The sequence below is a fragment of the Mycobacterium parmense genome (genome assembly GCF_010730575.1).
GTDB lineage: Bacteria > Actinomycetota > Actinomycetes > Mycobacteriales > Mycobacteriaceae > Mycobacterium > Mycobacterium parmense.
On record NZ_AP022614.1, the window covers coordinates 1,371,282 to 1,391,564 of the forward strand.

Annotated in this window: 22 protein-coding genes; 10 read left to right on the forward strand and 12 right to left on the reverse strand. The window is 69.7% G+C overall.

Going from position 1 to position 20,283, the window contains the following annotated elements; translation table 11 throughout:
• Positions 1-126 precede the first annotated feature (126 nt).
• Both G6N48_RS06255 and G6N48_RS06260 read right to left on the reverse strand, forming a co-directional pair.
• The gene (locus tag G6N48_RS06255) at positions 127-981 is read right to left on the reverse strand and encodes a lysophospholipid acyltransferase family protein (RefSeq protein ID WP_085271141.1); all 855 of its coding nucleotides are present in this window, start codon (positions 979-981) and stop codon (positions 127-129) included.
• Entirely contained in the window at positions 974-1,789 is an 816-nt protein-coding gene (locus tag G6N48_RS06260) for a class I SAM-dependent methyltransferase (RefSeq protein WP_085271142.1), read from the reverse strand. Before G6N48_RS06260 ends, G6N48_RS06255 begins: the two co-directional genes overlap by 8 nt.
• A gap of 80 nt (positions 1,790-1,869) precedes the next feature.
• Between G6N48_RS06260 and G6N48_RS06265 the strand changes: the two genes are divergently transcribed.
• Positions 1,870-2,439, forward strand: coding sequence for a TetR family transcriptional regulator (locus tag G6N48_RS06265; RefSeq protein WP_085271204.1), 570 nt, complete (start codon positions 1,870-1,872; stop codon positions 2,437-2,439).
• Positions 2,440-2,449: 10 nt separating this feature from the next.
• Here G6N48_RS06265 and G6N48_RS06270 read toward each other — a convergent pair whose 3' ends face one another.
• Positions 2,450-3,352, reverse strand: coding sequence for an NAD-dependent epimerase/dehydratase family protein (locus tag G6N48_RS06270; protein WP_085271143.1), 903 nt, complete (start codon positions 3,350-3,352; stop codon positions 2,450-2,452).
• Between the two features lie 160 nt (positions 3,353-3,512).
• On the opposite strand from G6N48_RS06270, the gene G6N48_RS06275 reads away from it, so the two are divergent.
• The 3 genes from G6N48_RS06275 (at position 3,513) to G6N48_RS06285 (ending at position 5,217) form a co-directional block, all read left to right on the forward strand.
• Entirely contained in the window at positions 3,513-3,854 is a 342-nt protein-coding gene (locus G6N48_RS06275) for a hypothetical protein (RefSeq protein ID WP_085271144.1), read from the forward strand.
• A gap of 285 nt (positions 3,855-4,139) precedes the next feature.
• Entirely contained in the window at positions 4,140-4,487 is a 348-nt protein-coding gene (locus tag G6N48_RS06280) for a hypothetical protein (RefSeq protein WP_085271145.1), read from the forward strand.
• A gap of 82 nt (positions 4,488-4,569) precedes the next feature.
• Entirely contained in the window at positions 4,570-5,217 is a 648-nt protein-coding gene (locus G6N48_RS06285; protein ID WP_085271146.1) for a PE family protein, read from the forward strand.
• A gap of 28 nt (positions 5,218-5,245) precedes the next feature.
• Here the strand turns inward: G6N48_RS06285 and G6N48_RS06290 are convergent, their stop codons facing one another.
• Complete coding sequence (locus G6N48_RS06290) at positions 5,246-6,430, reverse strand: acyl-CoA dehydrogenase family protein (RefSeq protein ID WP_085271147.1); 1,185 nt, start codon at positions 6,428-6,430, stop codon at positions 5,246-5,248.
• Positions 6,431-6,564: 134 nt separating this feature from the next.
• On the opposite strand from G6N48_RS06290, the gene G6N48_RS06295 reads away from it, so the two are divergent.
• A complete protein-coding gene (locus G6N48_RS06295) occupies positions 6,565-6,945 on the forward strand; it encodes an NYN domain-containing protein (protein ID WP_085271205.1) in 381 nt (126 codons plus the stop codon).
• 70 nt (positions 6,946-7,015) lie between these two features.
• On the opposite strand, the gene tpx is transcribed toward G6N48_RS06295, so the two are convergent.
• Both tpx and G6N48_RS06305 read right to left on the reverse strand, forming a co-directional pair.
• The gene (tpx, locus tag G6N48_RS06300; RefSeq protein ID WP_085271148.1) at positions 7,016-7,510 is read right to left on the reverse strand and encodes a thiol peroxidase; all 495 of its coding nucleotides are present in this window, start codon (positions 7,508-7,510) and stop codon (positions 7,016-7,018) included.
• Between the two features lie 66 nt (positions 7,511-7,576).
• Positions 7,577-8,053: a nuclear transport factor 2 family protein gene (locus G6N48_RS06305; RefSeq protein WP_085271149.1), complete on the reverse strand. Its 477-nt coding sequence runs from the start codon at positions 8,051-8,053 to the stop codon at positions 7,577-7,579.
• Between the two features lie 59 nt (positions 8,054-8,112).
• Between G6N48_RS06305 and G6N48_RS06310 the strand changes: the two genes are divergently transcribed.
• On the forward strand, positions 8,113-8,883 hold the full coding sequence (locus tag G6N48_RS06310; protein WP_085271150.1) for an SDR family oxidoreductase: 771 nt from the start codon (positions 8,113-8,115) through the stop codon (positions 8,881-8,883).
• Between the two features lie 2 nt (positions 8,884-8,885).
• Here the strand turns inward: G6N48_RS06310 and G6N48_RS06315 are convergent, their stop codons facing one another.
• From G6N48_RS06315 to G6N48_RS06325, 3 genes are all read right to left on the reverse strand, one after another.
• Positions 8,886-9,251: a SpoIIAA family protein gene (locus tag G6N48_RS06315; protein ID WP_085271151.1), complete on the reverse strand. Its 366-nt coding sequence runs from the start codon at positions 9,249-9,251 to the stop codon at positions 8,886-8,888.
• 103 nt (positions 9,252-9,354) lie between these two features.
• The gene (locus tag G6N48_RS06320) at positions 9,355-10,038 is read right to left on the reverse strand and encodes a hypothetical protein (RefSeq protein WP_085271152.1); all 684 of its coding nucleotides are present in this window, start codon (positions 10,036-10,038) and stop codon (positions 9,355-9,357) included.
• A gap of 62 nt (positions 10,039-10,100) precedes the next feature.
• Entirely contained in the window at positions 10,101-11,984 is a 1,884-nt protein-coding gene (locus G6N48_RS06325; protein ID WP_085271153.1) for a fatty acyl-AMP ligase, read from the reverse strand.
• A 227-nt stretch (positions 11,985-12,211) separates the two neighbouring features.
• Here G6N48_RS06325 and G6N48_RS06330 point away from each other — a divergent pair, with 227 nt between their 5' ends.
• From G6N48_RS06330 to G6N48_RS06345, 4 genes are all read left to right on the forward strand, one after another.
• On the forward strand, positions 12,212-13,618 hold the full coding sequence (locus G6N48_RS06330; RefSeq protein WP_085271154.1) for a TIGR00366 family protein: 1,407 nt from the start codon (positions 12,212-12,214) through the stop codon (positions 13,616-13,618).
• Between the two features lie 14 nt (positions 13,619-13,632).
• On the forward strand, positions 13,633-15,357 hold the full coding sequence (gene atzF / locus G6N48_RS06335) for an allophanate hydrolase (RefSeq protein WP_085271155.1): 1,725 nt from the start codon (positions 13,633-13,635) through the stop codon (positions 15,355-15,357).
• Positions 15,358-15,486: 129 nt separating this feature from the next.
• Complete coding sequence (locus G6N48_RS06340; RefSeq protein ID WP_085271156.1) at positions 15,487-15,948, forward strand: SRPBCC family protein; 462 nt, start codon at positions 15,487-15,489, stop codon at positions 15,946-15,948.
• A 79-nt stretch (positions 15,949-16,027) separates the two neighbouring features.
• On the forward strand, positions 16,028-17,593 hold the full coding sequence (locus G6N48_RS06345; RefSeq protein WP_085271157.1) for an FAD-dependent monooxygenase: 1,566 nt from the start codon (positions 16,028-16,030) through the stop codon (positions 17,591-17,593).
• Positions 17,594-17,612: 19 nt separating this feature from the next.
• On the opposite strand, the gene G6N48_RS06350 is transcribed toward G6N48_RS06345, so the two are convergent.
• The 3 genes from G6N48_RS06350 to G6N48_RS06360 form a co-directional block, all read right to left on the reverse strand.
• The gene (locus G6N48_RS06350) at positions 17,613-18,776 is read right to left on the reverse strand and encodes an LLM class flavin-dependent oxidoreductase (RefSeq protein ID WP_085271206.1); all 1,164 of its coding nucleotides are present in this window, start codon (positions 18,774-18,776) and stop codon (positions 17,613-17,615) included.
• 162 nt (positions 18,777-18,938) lie between these two features.
• A complete protein-coding gene (locus G6N48_RS27820) occupies positions 18,939-19,334 on the reverse strand; it encodes a hypothetical protein (protein ID WP_161494247.1) in 396 nt (131 codons plus the stop codon).
• Positions 19,335-19,488: 154 nt separating this feature from the next.
• Positions 19,489-19,698: a hypothetical protein gene (locus G6N48_RS06360; RefSeq protein ID WP_161494248.1), complete on the reverse strand. Its 210-nt coding sequence runs from the start codon at positions 19,696-19,698 to the stop codon at positions 19,489-19,491.
• Between the last annotated feature and the right edge of the window lie 585 nt (positions 19,699-20,283).

The following is a 20,283-nucleotide window of genomic DNA, read 5'->3' on the forward strand; positions in this document are numbered from 1 at the left end:
GCGGGGCGGTCAAGGTCCCCTGCCGACTCGGCGCAGTGCTGAATCCGGATCAGCTTGCCGACTGGGATCGCGACCGCGCAGTCGCGCAGCCCACACCGCCAAGCGCGGCGGTTCGGGTCGTCGTGTTCATGCCGTGGTGGCGCTGCGCCACGCCAGCGGGTTGAGCGCCCGGTACGGGTCGGTGCTGCGCAGGCGCTGCAGGTCGGCCAGGATGGTCTCCAGCTCTCGGCGCGTCCGCTCCTTGACGGCCTCGACCCATCCCGGGGCGTCGATGCCCAGCGGTGTGCTGGTGTCGATCGGCGGGCCGAAGCGCAGATACATCCGCCGGGGCCTGGGAATGAGCGTCGGTCCGATTCCGCGCAGCAGCGGCATCGCCATGTCCGGGCGGCCGTTCAGCCTGCGGCCCAGCGCCTCGCTGAACCTCCCGTAGATGCTGTCGCGGGTGGTCCAGCTGCGGTAGACGTCGTCACCCCCGACCAGCCCGACGGGCACGATCGGGTAGCCGTTCTCCACGGAAAGCCGGGCGAATCCCGAGCGCCCTTCCCAGCGCAGCGTGTACTCCTCGCCCTTGAACTTGCCGATCTCGCGGCCACCGCCGGGAAAGACCAGGATGGTCTGGTCGTGACGCATGAGCTCGCGCGCGCTGTCGGGTTCGCCGATCACGCCGCCGAACGCCGCCATGAGGTCGGCGGGAAGGCCCCGCAGCCGCCCGAAGCCCCGGTCGGCCAGTGGCCGCACCCGGGTGCCGATCGTGCGCCGCACGGCGTCCGAGATCAGGAAGATCTCGGAGCCGGCCTGGGTATGGTTGCCCACCAACAGGAATCGGCCGTCGGGCGGTAGGTTGTCGACGCCGTCGATGTAGGGCCGGGACAGGTCCAGGACGGGTGCGAGCCGGTCGGTGACCGCGTCGAGTGCCCGGCGCAGCGACCGGACTCGCCCGTTGGGCTCCATGATGGCGTCGAGGTGGTTGCCGTCAGCCATGGTCTGGTGTGTCCGCACGGCTGAACACGACGGTGATCGAGGGCGGTCCCAGCCGCCTCGGCGAGGGCAGCATCTCGACCCGCATCCCCGGGTCGGCGGCGCGGCCGAGGGCTTCGAGCGCCGACGGGCTGTAGGCGCGCAGCGCGCTGATGAACCCGTCGTGCAGGCATGGTTGCACCCACGACCACGGGAGCAGCGCGAGGTTGACCGGCAGTGCCATCACCGGGAACAGCAAGGTGGCCAACGGCGACTGCCGCCTGAGGTCGATGATCAGGAACCGCTTGCCGACGCGGGTGGCCTCGGCGATTGCGCGGCAGGCGACGGCCGGCGGCAGGTGGTGGAACGCCATCGCGAAGACCACCAGGTCGTAGCTGTCATCGGCCGCGTCGATCGCGGTCGCGTCGATCACCTGGGCCCGGGCCCGCGGGTGGGCGCCGAGGTCGCCCGCGGCGATGTTGGCCACCGAGGTCGGGTCGAGGTCGCTGACGGTGACGGTGGCCGTCGGGTGCAGTGCGAGAATCTTCGCCGACAACTTGCCGTGGCCCGCACCGAGTTCCAGGATGCGCGGTTCGTCGATGCCGGCGACGACGTCCAGGGCGACGCGCGCGCACGTCTCGTGCTGGTTGGTCAGGGTGCCGAACCGGTCCAGCATCCCGATGACCTTCTGCTTGACCTCGTCGGCGACGTCATCGCGGTCGAGGTACTCCAGCGTATCGGTCTGCATTCGCCGGTCCAGCCACGACGCGTCGGGGCCACCCCGTGGCATCTGCGCAATCGTGGTCCGGTCAAGCGCTGTCGTCGTACCCATCACGGTCTCCTCCTGGCTTCGCGGCAGGCATTTTCCACCACTTTAACAAACGAACCAGTTCGTCCGCCTATGATGTGACCGTGAGAACAACCACCGAGCTGCGCGGCGAGATCCTCGCCGCCGCCCGCGCCGAATTCGCGCAGTACGGATTGGCCGGCGCCCGCATCGACCGGATCGCCCGGTCCGCCAGCGCCAGCAAGGAACGCCTGTACGCCCACTTCGGCGACAAGGAGACGCTGTTCCGCGACGTGGTGGCCACCGACGGCGCGGAGTTCTTCCGCGCCGTCGAGCTACGCCCCGACGCCGTCCCCGAATTCGTCGGCGACATCTTCGATCTCGCGCAGAACCGGCCCGAACATCTACGGATGATCACCTGGGCGCAGCTGGAGGGATTCCCGCTCGACAAGCCGGAGGTCGACGGCGTGTCCCCGCCCGACCAGGCCGTGGCCGCCCTGGAGCAGGCTCGCCGCGACGGTCACGTCGACTCGTCCTGGGAGCCTGAGCAACTGCTCGTCCTGTTGTTCGGCATCGGGCTCGCCTGGGCGCATTGGCCCGATCCCGCCGCCGCGACCACCGACCGCGACGTCATCGCGCGCCGCCGCGCCGCAGCGGTCGAGGCGGCGGCCCGCCTCGTCGGGCCCCGTCGGTGACGGCGATCCCTCAGGCGCCGACCAGCTCCGGGTGGAATGCGGCCGCCATTCGGCGCAGTCCGTCTTGCCAGTCGACGCGCGTTGCGCCGACGAGTTCGTGCATCCGGGTCACGTCGGTCGGGTTGCCGCGCAACGCCTGTTCACTCTCCTCGAAGACCGGCCGCCTGCCGATCAGCGAACCGAGGTACTCGCACCACTCCTGGATGCTGACCGTCTGATCGCCGCACCAGTTGACCGTGGTCGCCGGCACCGACGCCGCGTCCAGCAGCCTGGGGATGGTTGCGATGATGTCGTCCTCGTGGATCGGGTTGTAACGGGCGGGACCGCCGGGTGGCACGGGGATCGGGATGCCCGCCAGCATCATCTCCATGTGGTAGAACGGCCACCCGCCATTATCGCCGTACGGGACGTTGAGCCGCGCGATGATGGTGGGCAACCCGAGCACCCGCGCCATCGACCGCGCAACGACCTCGCCCGCGATCTTGGAGATGGAGTAGGTGGGAAACAGGGGCTTGTGGTTGTCGCCGAGGGCGGCGTGTTCGGTCCGCGGTTCGTCGTCGGGCGGGTCGTAGACGGCGGCAGACGAGCAGTGCAGGAAGGCCTTCGCGGCGCGGCAGTGCGCCATGAGCAGGCCGACCGCCTCCGCGTTGGCGCCCAGGTCCTTGTCCCAGTGGCCGCTCTTGGCCACGGCAAGGTTGAGGACGTAGTCGAAATCGGTGGGCAGGCCGCTGAAGTCGCCGGCGGCGAGATTGACGGTCCGGCAGCGGATCCCGGCCCGCTCCAACCCTTCCCGGGCGGTCGCGTTCGTGAATCGCGCGATGCCCCACACCTCGTTGTCGGCCGCGAGGGCGAGGGCGATGGGAGTGGCGATTTGACCGGTCGGACCGGTGATCAGGATCTTCGAGCCGCGCATGGACTGATGGTAGGCCAGCGGCGATTACGCGGGTCGGTGGGTCGGCTTCGGGAGCGCCCTTGGGAGCGGCCTTGGGTGACACTGTGAATGGTCCGCGAATGCGGATCCAGGTCCGTTCTCGACGCGCTTTGTCCACCCGATTGGGTTACTGTTCACGGCTATGGACGACCGCGACAAGGACCCAGCGGTGGTTCTGCCCTACCTTGTAGGCAGATCGCTTGCCGCCACCGAAGTCTACGAGGCATTCGGTTACCGCAAGTCGGCGTACTACAAGGCGGCCCGGGAGGGCCGGCTGATCACCGCCGACAACCTGATCAGGGCCGCCAGGCATTTCGGGCTGAACCCGATCGATCTACAGGTTCGGTTCGGGTTGATCGCACCCGAGGCCGTCACCGAATATCTGGAATCCGCGCCTGCGGCACCCGGACCGCGAGACCTGCGGCCCGAACCGTCGCTGACGCCGTCGGGCCGAAAGACGCTGTCCGACAAGGCCGTCCGCTAAGAAACGGGCGCTACCTCCGTGTCGACGCCAGTTACCTTGCGCGCGAGGGATATTCGATGACGGACATGGACAGCTCCCCACGGCGGTCGCGCAGCTCGCGCGTTACCGTTGCGCACGACCATGCCCGTGGGTAAGCGCCCGCGAAGGTCCTGCCGCAGGTGCCGCGGCGGCAAGCGGGGCGGATCAACGTCGTCAACGCGACACGTCGCCGACGGGCATTACGGCGAGGTTTAGAGGTCGATGGTCCCTACCCTCGGGGACGTGCGCACGACATCATTTTCAGACATGACGGAACCGATCGAATCCAGTGTCGCGCGCGACGTGCTGCCCAGCCGGCTGGGCCAGGCCGTGGCTGTCGTGGTCATCGTCGCCGGTGTCGTGTTCGTCGCCGCGGTGGTCTTCTTCACCGGAGCGGTGCTGGGCGCGAGCCGCGGCGGCTACGGCGATCCGGACGGGTGGCCCGGTGCGGGTCAGCACGGCCCGGGCGGCCGACCGGGCACCTGCCCGATGATGGACGGGGGTCCGATGACAGGCGGCGGCATGATGGGTCCCGATTGGATGCCGGGACGCATGATGGGTCCCGGCTCGAGCCCGATGCCGCCGACACCGACCCCAGCCGCACCGCGTCCGTAGCGCGCCCGAGAACTGCGCCGGGCGTCCCCGGCGGCCCTTAGAATTGGTCGAAGGCCCACCGCGTCACAGGAGCAGTCCGCACATGGAATCGATGTCGATCAATCCGGGCGCCGCCGCCATTGGTTCACGTTTGGTCGACGCGGCCGGCCGCGGGCTGGGCTCCGCTTCCGCGGCGCTGCCCTCGCTGACCGCGTTGGCGCCCGCCGGGGCCGAAGAGGTCTCGATGCAGGCGGCAGCGGCGTTCACGGCTGACGCCGAGGTGCTTCTGGCCCTCAACGCCGCGGCTCAGGAGGAACTGTCCCGCACGGGCATGGCCCTGATGGAGATCGCGAGAAGGTACTCACAGGTCGACGGCGAGGCGGCAGGGAGCCTGACGGCGGGCGGCGCTCAATTCTTCGGCCCCTCGTTCGCGGGCGGCTCAGGCGCGGGACTGATGCGCGCGGGCACGCTACCCGGGGCGGGCGGATCGGCTCCCCGCACGCCGCTGCTAGCCAACCTCATCGACGGGGTCGCGGCGGCCAATCCGGTGACCAACCCTTCCGTGGTGCCGGCAGCCGCCGGCGCCGCCTCGACGGCGCTGAGCGCCGGGACCGCCCCGCTGAGCTCGTTGGGCTCGTTGGGCTCGGGCGCGGCCGCCGGGCCCGGCCTCACGTCGTCGGTCGCACCGGGCGAGGACGACACCGAGGGTGACGATCCCGGCGACGGGCAGCCGGCCGAACGCCTCCTCTAGGCGGCGGAACTCATTCAGTCGGAGCGGCTTACAGCCCGGGCTGGTCTTCGATGATGCCCAGCCAGATCTGGGCGGCGTCGATGGCGACCTTCTCGCTGATGAAGGCGTGCTGGGTTCCGGTGTAGATGTCGCGGAAGGCGCGCTCGAGGCGGCTGCCCTCCCGTATCGCGCTGGTTCCGGCGACCAGATGCGCCCACTCGGCACAGGCCCGCGCGGTGTCGGTGGCGTAGACGGCGGCGACCCGCATGTCGGCGCGCAGGGCCGGTGTCAGCTCCTCCCCCGCGGCGACGGCGGACTCGGCGGTGGTGAAGGCGTCGAGCACCAGCAGCCGCGCGGCCCGCCAGGCCGCGCGATGATGCGCCAGTCCCTTCTGAAAGGTGGGGCGGCTGGCCAGCGAGGCCATGTCGCTCATCCGGAACTTGGTGGCCGCCAGGTCCTGGACGTCGTCGAGCATGCTCTTGGCCACGCCCAGCGCCCACGAGGCGTGGCCGGCGGCGGTGACGGGCATCAGCCCCATGCGGGTCGCCGGCGACGCTCCCCGGTGCGGCTCGCGCACGAACAGTTCGAAGGTTCGGCTCTCCGGGACGAACACCTGCTCGGCGCTGTAGTCGTAGGACCCGGTTCCCTTGAGGCCCTGGACATGCCAGCCGTCGTTGAAGCTGATCTGGTCGCGCGGCACCACGGCCACACGCATCTCGGGAAAGCCCTCGGTGATCCAGCGCATCTCGCCGTCGTCCATCGGCAGGAACCCGGCCGCGACGTATTCGGAGTGACCGATGCCCGAGCCGAAGCTCCACGACCCACTCACCAGGTAACCGCCGTCGCCGGCGTGTCCCTGTCCGTTGGGGAAGAACTGGCCGCCCATGGTGACCCGGTTGTCGTGCGCGGCGAACACCTCGGCGAAACCCTCGTCGGGCAGATACGCCGCGGCGGCGAAGGACGACGGCAGGTTCGCGATACCGATCCACCCGAATGAGCCATCCTGCCACGCCATTTCGATCCAGGTCTCGATCATCTCGGTGAACGACGGTTCGACACCGCCGGCCGCGACAGGGTTGAAGGCCGACATCAGCCCGCTCGCCCACATCTCGTCGACGATCGGCGCGGTGAGCGTGCGCGCCCGCTCGCATTCGCCGGCTTCGGCCTGCACCAGGTCCCGCATGCCGCGGGCCAGCGCAACGACCCGGCTGTCGGTGTCGGCTATCGACGTCATCGGCGATTCCCCTCGTTGAAGGTGCGGCAGGTCAGCGGGAAGACTGATACCGGTGACCGTACAACCACGCGAGCCCTTGCAGAACGACAAACTTCTCGACGGCCGGGTTGTCGATGATCGCCGACGCTGAGCCCGTGCGCTGGATCGTCGACGGCATGAACGTGATCGGGAGCCGGCCGGATGGCTGGTGGAAGGACCGCAATCGCGCGATGGCGGCGCTGGTGGAAAGCCTGGACCGGTGGGCCGCGGGGCACGGGGACGCGGTGACCGTGGTGTTCGAGCGGCCGCCGTCCACCGCCCTGACGTCGTCGCGGGTCGAGGTCGCCCACGCGCCCCGGGCGGCCGCGAACTCCGCCGACGACGAGATCGTCCGGCGAGTTCAGGCCGACGCCCGGCCCTGCGAGATTCGGGTGGTGACATCCGACAAGGTGCTGGCCGATCGCGTCGCCGCCCTGGGTGCATCGGTCCACCCCGCGGAGGGCTTCCGCGAGCTGGTCGACCCGCGCGGCTCGTGAGCCGACGCCCGCGCGGGTACCGACCAGATGTGGGCAAGACCGAGCCGCCTCATCGGCGGCCCGGTCCGCGTCAGCCCGCCGCCGCCAGCGCCGCGTCGTAGTCGGGCTCTTGGGCGATCTCGGGCACCAGCTCCGTGTAGGCGACGTTGCCGTCGGCGCCGATCACGACGATCGCCCGGGCGAGCAGCCCCGCCATCGGACCGTCGGTGATGGTCACGCCGTAGTCCTCGCCGAAGCTGTCACGGAAAGCCGAGCCCGTCTTCACGTTCTCGATGCCCTCCGCCCCGCAGAAACGGGCGAACGCAAACGGCAGGTCCTTCGAGACGCAGACCACGGTGGCGCCCCCGGCGGCGGCGCGCTCGTTGAAGGTCCGCACGCTCGTCGCGCAGACCGGTGTGTCCACGGACGGAAAGATGTTGAGCACCACGGGCTTTCCGCGGAACTGCGCACCGCTCAGCGGCTTCAGGTCGCCGCCGGTCAGAGTGAAGTCCGGGGCCGGGGAGCCGACGGCAGGCAGCTCACCGACGGTGTTGATCGCATTTCCACGCAGGGTTATCTGTGCCATGAGCACAGTCTGCCAAGGCCGACGAAGCCGGTCGGGGGCAGGTCGGGCTTCTGGGGAGCGCGGCGCTCAGGGGTTGGGCTGCAGGATGTCGTCGGAGGCCAGCTGACCACCGGCCTGCAGCCAGGCGCCCACCACGCGCGGCGCGTCACGGTTGGGGTTGTAGATGTCCTCCTCGCTGGAGAACACTCCGTCGCCCGCATAGACCAGCCTGGTCCAGTTCGGAAACCAGAACGGCTCCCCCTGCGGATCGGTCGGATGATCCAGCAGGTTCTTGATCATCAGCACGACGGCGTCGTTGTCCTCGTCGAAGGCGATCCACTCGAACGGGAACCTCATGTGTGGGAACGGGGCCATCACCGCGACGATCCAGTCGCGCACCGCCTCCCGGCCGTGGAAGACGCCGTAGTGGTGTTCGGTGTAGACGACGTCGTCGGTGAACAGGTCGGCGAACGCTCGCCAGTCACCCGAGGCGCTGCATCCCTCGACCACCTCGGTGTAGTTGTTGACCGCCTGCTCAATTTCGGCTCTGGTGAAATTGCCCATGGCGGACACACTAGAACGTGTTCTCGGTTTCGGGTGGCTCTTGCGGATGAGGATGTGCGATGAACGTCGTGAAGCTGTTCGGCCTGGACGGCAAACGGGCCGTGGTGACCGGTGCGTCGAGCGGCATCGGCCGCGAGGTGGCCCGGGCGTATTTACAAGCCGGCGCCGAAGTGGTCGTTGCGGCAAGGCATTTCGACGCGCTGGAGAAGGTCGCCGCCGAGCTCGCGGCCGGTGGCGGGGGCCGGGTGGTGCCGGTGTGTTGCGACGTGACGCAACCGGACCAGGTCAACGAACTCTTCGACCGGGTGGTCGCCGAGCTCGGCGGGCTCGACATCGCGGTGTGCAACGCCGGCATCGTCAGCGTGAGCCCCGTGCTCGACATGTCGCCCGAGGAGTTCCAGCGCATCCAGGACACCAACGTGGCGGGGGTCTTTTTCACAGCACAGGCGGCCGCCCGGGCCATGGTCCGGCAGGGCGCGGGCGGTGTCATCATCACCACCGCGTCGATGTCGGGCCACATCATCAACACCCCGCAGCAGGTGGGCCACTACTGCGCGTCCAAAGCGGCGGTGATCCACCTGACCAAGGCCATGGCGGTGGAATTGGCCCCGCACAACATCCGGGTCAACAGCGTCAGCCCGGGCTACATCCGCACCGAACTCGTCGAGCCGCTGGCCGAGTATCACCGCCAGTGGGAGCCCAGGATCCCGCTCGGGCGGATGGGTCGCGCCGACGAACTCAACGGCCTCTATGTGTACCTGGCCAGCGACGCCTCGAGCTACATGACGGGCTCCGACGTGGTGATCGATGGCGGGTACACCTGTTGGTGAGGCTAATCGCCGGTGACCCACTGTCGCGCTTGCTCGAGCTGATTCGCCGGGAAATGGCGAACGTCTGCCGAGACGAAGTGCGATCCCAGATGCTCTGCCACGTCCCCGATGTGTGAGTCGGTGACCAGTGCGAGCTTCTTGACATGCTTGTGGTGATCCCGAACGAAACGCATGTGGGTGACGAATGACCCGAAGCTGTCCCAGCCCGGGAACGACGGCGCGTTGACGATGACGCCGGCGAGGTCGCCGTGGGCTTCGATCTGGGGGTCGACCGACTTCGCGAGTTCGACGAAATCGTCTTTGTCGAGCGGGGCCTTCGGCCGCAACTCCAGGAGGGAATGTTCTTTGTCGAGGTCGTAGTCGATCATGGCGGGCTCCTTCGTGGCCGGTTGCAGTCATGATGCCGGTGGCGGGTAGCGGCCGGTAAGAGCCCAAAGTCACGAGTCGGGCGCCACGGGACCGGTGGTTCGGTCATCCCTCTATCTCGCCGGAGATACCGCGCTCGAGGCCGGCCTGCGTGCGCGCCGGCAGCACGACCAGCCCGTCGAGTTCCCGGCGCGCCCGGTCGTAGGCGTTCTGGCGCTCCTGCGGCGCCGCGGCGGGATCGGATGCCATGCGGAACAGGTTCTGAGCGCGCGTGATTCGCTGTTGGTCCGCCCGCGAGAAGTCGTGGCGGCGTCTGCGCTTGGCTTCCGACTCGGCGGCGTTGAACGCGGTCACGTAGCGCTCCACGGCGGCCATGTACTGCGCGGCGGCTTCCCTGTCGTCGAACAGTTCCTCGGCCTTGGCGGGGCGGAGGAAGTCCGCGCGCAGTTTGGCGCTGTGGAACGCCGTCGTGAGCGGATCGCGCATGTCGGTCATGAGCGGGAAGTCGAGGAGCTTGGCGACGTCGAGTTCGTAGTCGAGCCACCGCGCGTCGGTCCGGCTGTGCTCCTCGAGGACGCGGCGCAGCGACCGCCACTGGGCGGCTTGGCTGTTGCCGGTGCCCCCGGTGCTTCCGGCGCCGACGGTGTCGGGGGTCGGTGCCTCGAAGACGGCCCGCGGCTCCCCGGCCCGGCGCCTGTACGTGGTGAATGCCCGAAACGCGGCGATGGCCGCGCCCGCCAGCGGCAGCAACAGGATCAGGAGTTCGGCCAACCGGATGAGCAAACCCACACGGCCAGGATGCCACGCGGGCAGCGCTGCGCCGCCCGCCGAAAGCGGGGCCTGCGGTCGAATCAGCGCCTGCGGGCCTGGGAAGGGTCCACGCTCGGCGGTCCGAGGCTGCCGTCAAGGTACTGCTCCCGGCAGGCCCGGCGGGCCAGTTTGCCGCTGGTGGTGCGCGGGATGGCGCCGGCCGGCAGGAAACGCATGTCGGAGACCGCAATCCCGTGGCGGTCCGAAACCGCCGCCCGGACCGCCTCGATCGCCGGCTCCGGGTCCGCGCGGCTGGTGCCCGCCGCCCGCTCGGCGATGACCACGAGCCGTTGGCGCGACGCGTCCGGGCCCGAATCACCGGCTGGCACCGCGAAGGCCGTGACATATCCGCGCCGCACGAGCGGTGACGCCTCCGCGACCGTGGCCTCGATGTCCTGCGGATAGTGGTTGCGGCCGTCGACGGTGATGAGGTCCACGATGCGGCCCGTCACGAAGATCTCGCCGTCGAGATAGAAGCCCAGGTCCCCGGTGCGCAGCCAGGTGCCGCCGGGGGTCGAGCCCTCGGCGCGGCTGCTCTGCCCCAGCCGGGCCTTCAGCGTCGCGCCGAAGGCCTCGCGCGTCTGCTCGGGCAGGCGCCAGTAGCCCGCGCCCACGTTGTTGCCCTGCAGCCAGATTTCGCCGACCTCACCGTCTGGCAGTTCGGCCGCGGTTTCGGGGTCCACGACGACCGCCCACAGGCTGCGCGCCACCCGGCCGCAGGACACCTGGACCACCGCATTGGGCGAATCCGCCGCGACCCGCACGGCGTGACCGGCGCCCAGTCGCTCGCGGTCGAGATACACCACCGGCGCCTCGGTGTCGTGGTCGGTGGTCGCGACGAACAGGGTCGCCTCCGCGATGCCGTAGGACGGCTTGAATGCCGTGCGCGGCAAGCCGTACGGGGAGAACGCCTTGTTGAACATCCTCATCGCGTCGACGCTGACCGGCTCGGACCCGATGATCATCACCACGTTGCTGAGGTCGATGTCGTCGTCGGGGCCGGGCAGTCCCCGCTGCGCGGTCCACTCGTAGGCGAAATTCGGTGCGGCCGTCACTGCGCGGCCTTCGCGCGAGCCGGCGGACAGCGCCTTGATCCACCGCAGTGGCCGGCGCACGAACGCGGCCGGTGACATCAGGGTCGAGTGCCCGCCGTACACCGCGGGGAAGCCGATCATCGACAGGCCCATGTCGTGGTAGAGGGGCAACCAGCTCACGCCGTGGGTGTTGCGGTCCAACAGGTCGATCGAGAGGATCATCTGGACCAAATTGGTGCCCACCGCGCGGTGGGTGATCTCCACGCCCACCGGGGGTCGCGTCGAGCCGGAGGTGTACTGCAGGTGAGAAACGCGGTCGACGGCCAGCTCGACGGGCACGAACGTCTCGCCCGCGGAGTCGGGTATCTCGTCGATCACCAGGACGTGCGGCCGCCGCAGTTGGTCGAGGCCGGCCAGGAAGCCCTCGACCGCGTCCCTGGCCGCGGCGGTGGTGAGCACGGCGACGGGTTCGGAGTCGCGCAGGGCCGTGTCGAGACGCTCGGCGTGGCCGGGCAGTTCGGGCGCGAACAACGGCACCGCGATGGCTCCCGCCTTGACCGCCGCGTAGAACCCGGCGACGTAATCGATGCCCTGCGGCGCGAGGATCGCCACCCGATCACCGTCGCCGGCGAACTGCTGCACGCGCGCCGCGATGGCCTGCAGCCGCACGCCCAGCTGCGCCCAGGTCACCTCGGAGGCGTCTCCTTCGGACCGGGCGTGGTCGAGGTAGCGGTAGGCGACCTGGTCGCCGACATTGGCGATGTTGCGCTCGATGAGGGAGATCAGCGTGGTGCCGGGGGGCGCCTCGATGCGACCGTCGGCGTCCAGGCAATCCTCTATCCGCAGCAGGCCTTTCGGCGCCACGGAGTGCGGCCGGGAACCGTTTTCCATGGGTCCCAGTCTAGTTGTGCGCGAGCCGGTGAACCCCCGGGCTGGGCCCGCCTCGGTGTCCCCCTGCCGGCTCGCCGGCCGGCAATGTTGGTTGTCATCGCCGTCGGGTGCCGCCGATTTCACCTGTTGGCAACCTGTCAGGAGTTGGGTTTCGACGAGCCGACCAGAACGCAACGCCCGCGCAGAGACCGCAGAGACCGCAGAGACCGCAGAGACCAAGGAAACCGATGACCACGACGTCAGACCGCCAGGACGAACGACACGGCCTCACCCAGCGGTTCACCGGACTGTGTGTCCGATACGTCGAACGCCTCATGCCCGACCCGTATCTGTTCGCGGTCATCCTCACCCTGATCGTCGTCGCGCTGGTGGCCCTCCTCGTACACGGCGCGACACCCACCGGCGTTCTGAAGGCTTGGTACGGCGGGGTTTGGGGCTCGCAGAACATCTTCACCTTCGCGTTCCAGATGGTGCTGATCCTGGTGACGGGCTACACACTCGCCGAGGCGCCCATCGTCAAACGAGCCATCGTGGCCGTCGCGAGCAGACCCACCAACCAGGTGCAGGGCGCCCTGCTGTGCTTCGGCGTGAGCGCCGCCCTCTCCCTGCTGAACTGGGGACTCGGCCTGGTCGCGGGCGCCCTGGTCGCGCGCCAGGTGGCGAAGCGGCTTGCGGGTGCGCATTTCGGATACCTCATCGCGACCGGGTTCATGGGCTACATCGTCTGGACGCAGGGCCTGTCGTCGTCGATCGCCCTGGCCAACACCGACACCACCAGCCCGATCAACGTGATCCACAAGATCACCGGAACAACCGTGCCGCTGACGTTGACGATCTTCCAGCCCTACAACTGGGTCGCCGTGCTCGTCGTGGTGTTGCTGCTCTCCGTCGCGATCTGGCGGATGGCGCCCCGGGAGGCCCTCGAACCGGACCCGGCGGTCTTCGACGAGGAACCCGAGCCGGCCCCACTCTCCGGTAAGCGGACGCCGGCCGAGTGGCTGGAGAACCTGTGGATCCTCAACGTGCTGGTCTTCGCCGCGGGCATCACGTATTTCGTGCTGAGCGGCTTCGCGCTCAACATCTCCTCGATGATCATGCTGTTCACCATCACCAGCGCATTGCTGCACCGCACGCCGATCCGCTTCATCACCGCGTTCTCGAACGCGGCCCGGGTGTCGGGCCCGTTGTTGCTGCAATACCCCCTGTACGGGGGGATCGTGGGGCTCCTCGGATACCTGCCCACCCACTCGGGCAAGGCGCTGCAGACCGTGCTCGCCGAAGCGCTGGTGCGCGGCGCCGACGAGTACACCCTGCCCTTCCTGACGTTCGTCGGCTCGGTCCTGATCTCGCTGTTCGTTCCCTCCGGCGGGGGGCATTGGGCGGTTCAGGGGCCGATCGCGGTCGACTCGGCGCTGGCGATCGGGCAACACTCGCCGAAGTACCTCGGGTTGATCTCGATGTCGGTCGCCGACGGCGAGGCCGTCGCCAACATGATCCAGCCGTTCTGGCTGTTGCCCGTGCTCGCCATCGCCAAGCTCAACGTCCGCCAGGTGATGGGCTTCACCGTGATCGCCTTCCTGGTGGGGTTCGCCGTGTCAAGCGCGGCGGTTCTCATTGCGCCGCATGTGCTTTGACGGTTCGACACCGCATGGTCACTGACGCAGCACGCTCCCCCACGGCCCGGGTCGCGGCCGCCTACCGGACGATCGCCGAAGCCGACCGGCCCGAGATCTGGATCACGCTGAGACAACAGACCGACGTTTTCGCCGACGCCGCCGCGGTCGAGCGGCGACTGGCCGCGGGAGAACCGTTGCCGCTGGCGGGAATGCTGGTTGCCGTCAAGGACAACATCGACGTCGCGGGCCTACCCACCACCGCGGCCTGCCCGGAGTTCGCCTACCTCCCCGCAACCACGGCGGTCGCCGTGCAGCGGCTCTGCGCGGCGGGCGCCGTCGTGCTCGGCAAAGCCAACCTCGACCAGTTCGCCACCGGATTGGCCGGCACCCGCAGTCCCTATGGCGCCGTGCGGAATTCGCGCTATCCGCAGCTGGTGGCCGGGGGTTCCAGTTCGGGTCCGGCCGTGGCCGTCGCGCTGGGCATCGCCGACATCGGCGTCGGCACCGACACCGCGGGGTCCGTGCGCGTCCCCGCCGCGCTCAACGGGATCGCCGGCATCAAGCCGACCCTCGGGATCATCCCCACCCATGGCGTCGTGCCGGCCTGCCCCAGCTTCGACGCGGTCTCCGTGCTCGCGGCGGACGTCGCGCGTGCCGCCGCCGCGGTCGCGGTGATGGCCGGCCCCGATTCGCGCGACCCCCGCAGCCGCGCGTGGCCGTCCGACGTCCGGTTCGCGGCGCCCGGCGTGCCACGGCTGGCGATCCCCGAGGACGCCAACCTGTCCGCGCTCAGCCCCGCCTACGCAGATGCCTTCACGCGGACCGTCACCCATGCCACCCGAGCCGGCATGCGCGTCGAGGCGGTCGACATCTCGCTGCTGCTCGATGCCGCCCTCCTGTTGTATGACGGCGCCTTCGTTGCCGAGAGATACGCCGCGGTCGGCGCGTTTCTCGACAGTCATCCGGCGGGTGCGGATCCCGTTGTGGCACAAATCATCACCTCGGCCCGCTCGGTGAGCGGCGCGGCGTTCGCGGCGGACCTGAACGCGCTGGCGCTGGCGCGGGCCGGCGCCGGGAAGCTCCTGGCCGGGTTCGACGGGTTGCTGCTGCCAACGACCACCGAGCACCCCTCGTTGGCCGACGTACGGGCCGATCCCCACACCGTGGTCCGGCGGATGGGGGCGTACACCAACTTCTGCAACCTGCTCGACATGGCCGCGGTGGCCTTCCCCGGCGAGCCGACGACCGGCGGGGCCCCGTTCGGGGCGATGGTCGTCGTCCCCGCATTCGGCGACCAGGTCGCCGTCGACATCGCCGCGCGCATCGGCGGTACGCCGTCCGGGGCGGTCGCGGCAATCGGCTGCGATCTGGCCGTGTTCGGCGCGCACATGCGCGGCCACCCCATGCACGGGCAACTCGACGGGCTCGGCGCCCGCTATCTCGGGCCGGTCAGCACCGCGAGCGCGTACCGCCTGCTCGCCGTGGCCGGGACGACCCCAACCGCCGGGGTGGTCCGGGCGGCGGCCGGAGCCGGGCGCGAGATCCAGGGCGAACTGTTCCGCGTCTCCGAAGTCGCCCTGAGTCGCCTGCTGTCGGGTCTGCCCGCGCAGCTTGGGCTGGCCGGCGTGGAACTCGACGACGGTCGCAGCGTCGTCGCGGTGGTGGCCGCCGACCACGCGGCCGGATCGGCCGCCGACATCACCGGTTATCGGCATTGGGCGCGCTACCTGGAAGCCACCGGGGGCGAGCAACCCTGAGCAGTGGACGGGCCGGATCCCGCGGTCGCCGTCGCGTTCCGGGCTGACGAACGGGGTGCAGCGGCGCGGGCGCGCTGCGGTAGGGTACCGCCAGCAACGCTATGGGCGTTTGACTGATCGGGAGTAGGGATGTCGGGCCGCAAATTCTCCTTCGAAGTCACCCGCACCAGCTCCGCGCCCGCCGCGACGCTGTTCCGGCTCGTGGCCGACGGCGCCAGCTGGTCGCGGTGGGCTAAGCCGATCGTCGTGCAGTCGAGCTGGGCGCGCCAGGGTGACCCAGCGCCGGGCGGTGTCGGCGCCATCCGCAAGGTCGGGATGTGGCCGGTGCTGGTCCAGGAGGAAACCGTCGAATACGAGCAGGACCGCCGACACGCCTACAAGATGGTCGGGCCCGCGACCCCGGTCAAGGACTACTCGGCCGAGGTCGTGTTCACACCAAACGCCGCGGGCGGCACCGACATTCGCTGGACCGGCTCCTTCGTCGAGCGCGTCCGCGGCACCGGCCCGCTGATGCGGGGCGTCATGGGCGGGGCGGTCCGGTTCTTCGCGGACCGGTTGGTGCGGGCGGCCGAGCGCGAAACGGGCGGATGACGGTCGCCCGCCGGGCGACGACCACGCTCTGACAACCTGGCGATGGCGGGTCCGTCGCGCGATACCTACGCTGGACGAAGTGATCGACGTCGTCATCGCGGGCGCTGGCCCGAACGGGCTGATGCTGGCCGGCGAGCTCGGATTGGCCGGCGTCCGGCCGGTCGTGCTGGAACCGATGCCGGGACCCAACCCGCTGCGGCGGGCGAACGGCGTTATCGGCCAAGGGGTTCGGATACTTGACCATCGCGGCCTCTACAGCACGCTCGCGGGCACGGACGATCCGCCTGCGCTCAATCCGCGCGCGATGTTCGCGGCCTTCCCGCTGGATCTGGCGCTGGCGCCGGACGCCCAGGTGTTTCTGCTGCCCGTGCAGCAGCCCCGACTCGTCGAGGTGCTCGCGGCGCGGGCCCGCGCCCACGGTGCCGACATCCGATGGGGTCACGCGCTCACCGGGTTCGACCAGGACGACGACGGCGTCACGGTGCACGTCAGCGGACCCGACGGCCCCTACGATCTGGCGGCCCGGTACTTCGTCGGCGCCGACGGCGGGACCAGCATGACCCGCAAGCTGGCCGGCATCGGTTTTCCGGGCATGTCGTCCTACGACATGACCGTGCGGATGGGATTCGACGTGCTGCCCCCGCACGAGTGGGTCGATCCGGTCAGCGGCGGCCTGGACATACCCGGGTTCGGACGCGTGCCGCCACTGCAGTTCCGTCGGGCCGAGAACGGTGTTTTCGCGTACGGCGCGCTCGGCGACCGCGCCGCCGTGATCGCCTTCGAAATGGACCGATCGGCGCGCGAGGAGCCGCTCGCCGATGACGGCGCCGACTCGCCGATGAGCCTGGCGGAGCTGGAAGCAGCCGTGAAACGCGTCATCGGCGCGGATGTGCCGCTGCGACCCGCGCAGGGGGCGGACGAAACGCTGGACCTGCGCCGGTTTTCCGGCATCAACTCGCGGATCGCGTCGCGCTACCAGGAGGGCCGGGTGATCCTCGTCGGGGACGCCGCGCATGTCCACTCGCCGATGGGCGGGCCCGGGCTGAACCTCGGGCTGCAGGATGCGGCGAACCTCGGCTGGAAGCTGGCCGCCGTCGTCAGCGGACGCGTCGAACCAGCCCTGCTCGCCACCTACGAGACCGAGCGCCGGCGCGCCGCCGAGCGGGTCATCATGCACAGCCGGGCGCAACTGGCGCTCGTCCGCCCCGGGCCCGAGGTGACGGCGCTGCGGGAGCTGTTCTGCGAACTGGCCACCGACCCCGGTGTCGTCCGCCGCCTCAGCGATCTCATTTCGGGCGCCGAAAACCGTTACACCACCGACCCGGACGCACATCCGCTGGTGGGGTATTGGGTACCCGACTTCGCGGTGACCGCCGACGGCCAGACGCGCCGGGTCGCGGAGCTCGCACGGACCGGGCGCCCGCTGCTCGTCGACCTCACCGGCGGGGGCGCCGTGTCGGCAGCGGTCGCCGACGTCGCCGACCAGATCACCGTCGCGGCGGGGCGCCCGGTGGGCGCGGTCGCGGGCACGGCCGTGCTGGTGCGTCCCGACGGCTACGTCGCGTGGGCGACGTCGGCGGCCACGCCGGCGGAAGGGGAATTGAGCGCACTGCGCGGTGTCCTCGCGCGGTGGTTCGGCATCTGAGGCCGAGCGCTATCGAGCGCTACTTCGATGCGACCTCGTCCTGGTACTTCTTGGTCATGTGCTCGACGGCCTGTAATTGGGTGCGGGCCAGGTCTTCTCGCATATGTTCGGCGCGCGCGGCGGCGTCGATCGTCGGCTGCGCCTGACCCTGGAAGTGCGGCATCACCTCGGCGGCGAACAGCTCGGCCGAGCGTCTGGTCGCCGCGGGATTGGCCCACTCGTGGCCCATCTGCAGCATGCAGCCGAAGCCGCCGGACTGGTCCCACAGCCGCTGCACCTGGGCCCGGGCCCGCTCCGGCGTGCCGATGACGCCGGCACCGTTGTCGTTGATGACGTCGATCATCTCGTCGAGCTGTTCGCCGGGCATGGTCATCTGGGGGAAGGCGGCCACCTTCTGGAAGTACCGGAACCACGGCTCGATGCCGAACTTCACCTCCTCGCGGGCCTGCTTCTCGGTCTCGGCGAGGTGGAAGAGCCCGACCAGGCTCCAGTTGTTGCGGTCGACCCGGCTGCCGAACGCCGCGGCGCGCTCCTCGACGATGTCCCAGTGGTAGGAGAGCGCGTTGAACCCCTCGACGGTCAGCGTCGCCCCGATGGAAAGCAGCCCGATGCCGTGCTTGCCGGCGAGCCGGGCCCCGGTCGGGGAGGCCACTGCGGCCACGGCGAGCGGGATGCCGCCGTCGGAGTAGGGGGCGAGCTGCAGGCGCGCGTCGACGAGTTCGTGGGTCGGCGTCTTGGCCGTCACGGTTTCGCCGGCCAGAAGCCGGACGACGATGTCGAGGTTGGTCTCCAGAAGTTCGCGCGTGTCAGTCGGATTCAGACCGATCATTGCCGAGTCGGTGGGCAGCGAGCCGGGGCCGAAGCCGCCGATGACACGGCCGTGCGTGAGGTGGTCCAGCAGCATCAGCCGGTCGGCCACCCATAGGGGGTTGTGGTAGGCGAGCGATATGACGCCGGTGCCGAACCTGATCCGCTTGGCACGTTCCGCGGCCGCGGCGATGAACACCTCCGGGGAGCTGATGATCTCGCTGCCCGCAGAATGGTGCTCGCCGAGCCAGACCTCGTCGAAGCCGAGGGCGTCGAGGTGTTCGACGAATTGGAGATCACGCTGCAGTGCCAGTGTGGGGTTGGTTCCTGCGCGGTGGAACGGCGCGATGAAGTATCCGAACCTGAGCTTCGACATTGAAGTCCCCTTGCATTCGAGTTGCGCCAGAACCATAACTCGAATGAGGCGCACCGCCCCAGGGCGGGCGACGGGCGGCAGGTTTTCAGCCGGTGGGGCCGGGTGATCCCGGCCCCACCGGCTCTAGGGAGCAAGTCTTGTGCCGCGCGGGCGGGTGCGGGCTCAGTACCCGCCGCACAGGTTGCCGACGCATCCGCCGCCGCCACCTGGGCCGCCGCCGCCACCGCCGACGCCGGGAATGCTGCCGCCGCCGCCACCGGGTCCGCCGCCTCCGGTGGGCCCGCCGGGAACGCTGCCGCCGCCACCGCCGGGTCCGCCCCCTCCGGTGGGCCCGCCCGGGACGCTTCCGCCGCCACCGCCCGGACCGCCGCCACCGTTCGCGCCGCCCGGGCCGCCGCCGCCGGGCGTCGTCGCGGGCGCCACGCTGGACGGCGGAGTCGTGGTGGTGGGCGTCGTGGTGCTGCTGGGCCCCTTGCTGCCGCCGCCACACCCGACGGCCAACACGAGCATGGCCGCACCGCCGAAGGTCGCGACCGTAACCCTGGTCCCGTGCCTCATCGCACACCCCACTTCCCGCTCGCAGTCCACGTCTTCGTACCCCGTGGCGGCGGCGCGCAAACTCCGGCGGGACGACGTTTCGACCGAAATGCCGATGGCCCGTTCCTGCACGGAACGGGCCATCGTTTCGGCGGCGCGGTGCGCCGCTCGGGACTCAGCAGTTCTCGCCGGAAATGCAGCCGGTGAGGGTTGCGTGGGTCACGCCGGAACCGGGTGTAGTTGTGAGGACGCTGGGCGACGAGTGCGTCGCCGGAGACGGCGTGCTCCCGTCCGTGTTGACACCCACCGGCCCGAAGCCGACCGCCCAGACCAGGGCCGCCGCACCGCCGAACGTCGCCAGTGCCGCCTTGATGTGCGTATTCATCAGCTTCTCCTCTCCGCAAACGCAATTATTACGGCAGTGTTTCTACCGTTAAAACTAACGCTACACCTATGCAATTGTTGCAACCAGGCACACTTCGATAACGAATGCCTGTGAGAGCGCTGCTATCAGCACTGTCGCGAACCGCCAACAGCCGCGAACCCACCTTGCTCGCCCAAAGACCGCTCGCGGATATCTTCGATGCACCCGCGCGGGCATAATCCAGAAGGTGTGACGTGCCAGTGGCATGCCGGGGCAGCAGCTGTGGCCGATGCCGTCAGCGAGGAAGGAGGGAATCGCGATGACTGCGGCCGTCGTCCCATCGGCGCCATCGAGCGGTACGGGCTGTGCCTGCCAGGATCCCGCTCTCGCCCCGTCGGAATGCCGCCCGGTGGATCAGACGGCGCCAAGCCCCAGCGGACGGGTGCCACACGACTCGGCCGCTCTGCTCCGCCCGCGCGACGGCTGATGAGTCGTGAGTCAGCTGCTGCGCCGCTTCCTTGCGTGGCCGGCCCTCGCCGCAATCGGCCATGAGCGGGCTTCGGTAAACCATCGGGAGACAAGGGCTTTGCGTAGGCGAGTACCCGT

Coding starts and splice junctions, on each gene's coding strand:
- G6N48_RS06280 (WP_085271145.1), top strand. CDS start 4,140: ATGACGGAACCGATCGAATCCAGTGTCGCGCGCGACGTGCTGCCCAGC.
- G6N48_RS06260 (WP_085271142.1), bottom strand. CDS start 1,789: ATGGGTACGACGACAGCGCTTGACCGGACCACGATTGCGCAGATGCCA.
- G6N48_RS06325 (WP_085271153.1), bottom strand. CDS start 11,984: ATGGAAAACGGTTCCCGGCCGCACTCCGTGGCGCCGAAAGGCCTGCTG.
- tpx (WP_085271148.1), bottom strand. CDS start 7,510: ATGGCACAGATAACCCTGCGTGGAAATGCGATCAACACCGTCGGTGAG.
- G6N48_RS27820 (WP_161494247.1), bottom strand. CDS start 19,334: ATGAGGCACGGGACCAGGGTTACGGTCGCGACCTTCGGCGGTGCGGCC.
- G6N48_RS06330 (WP_085271154.1), top strand. CDS start 12,212: ATGACCACGACGTCAGACCGCCAGGACGAACGACACGGCCTCACCCAG.
- G6N48_RS06290 (WP_085271147.1), bottom strand. CDS start 6,430: ATGACGTCGATAGCCGACACCGACAGCCGGGTCGTTGCGCTGGCCCGC.
- G6N48_RS06340 (WP_085271156.1), top strand. CDS start 15,487: ATGTCGGGCCGCAAATTCTCCTTCGAAGTCACCCGCACCAGCTCCGCG.
- G6N48_RS06305 (WP_085271149.1), bottom strand. CDS start 8,053: ATGGGCAATTTCACCAGAGCCGAAATTGAGCAGGCGGTCAACAACTAC.
- G6N48_RS06275 (WP_085271144.1), top strand. CDS start 3,513: ATGGACGACCGCGACAAGGACCCAGCGGTGGTTCTGCCCTACCTTGTA.
- G6N48_RS06360 (WP_161494248.1), bottom strand. CDS start 19,698: ATGAATACGCACATCAAGGCGGCACTGGCGACGTTCGGCGGTGCGGCG.
- atzF (WP_085271155.1), top strand. CDS start 13,633: ATGGTCACTGACGCAGCACGCTCCCCCACGGCCCGGGTCGCGGCCGCC.
- G6N48_RS06270 (WP_085271143.1), bottom strand. CDS start 3,352: ATGCGCGGCTCGAAGATCCTGATCACCGGTCCGACCGGTCAAATCGCC.
- G6N48_RS06285 (WP_085271146.1), top strand. CDS start 4,570: ATGGAATCGATGTCGATCAATCCGGGCGCCGCCGCCATTGGTTCACGT.
- G6N48_RS06350 (WP_085271206.1), bottom strand. CDS start 18,776: ATGTCGAAGCTCAGGTTCGGATACTTCATCGCGCCGTTCCACCGCGCA.
- G6N48_RS06310 (WP_085271150.1), top strand. CDS start 8,113: ATGAACGTCGTGAAGCTGTTCGGCCTGGACGGCAAACGGGCCGTGGTG.
- G6N48_RS06255 (WP_085271141.1), bottom strand. CDS start 981: ATGGCTGACGGCAACCACCTCGACGCCATCATGGAGCCCAACGGGCGA.
- G6N48_RS06315 (WP_085271151.1), bottom strand. CDS start 9,251: ATGATCGACTACGACCTCGACAAAGAACATTCCCTCCTGGAGTTGCGG.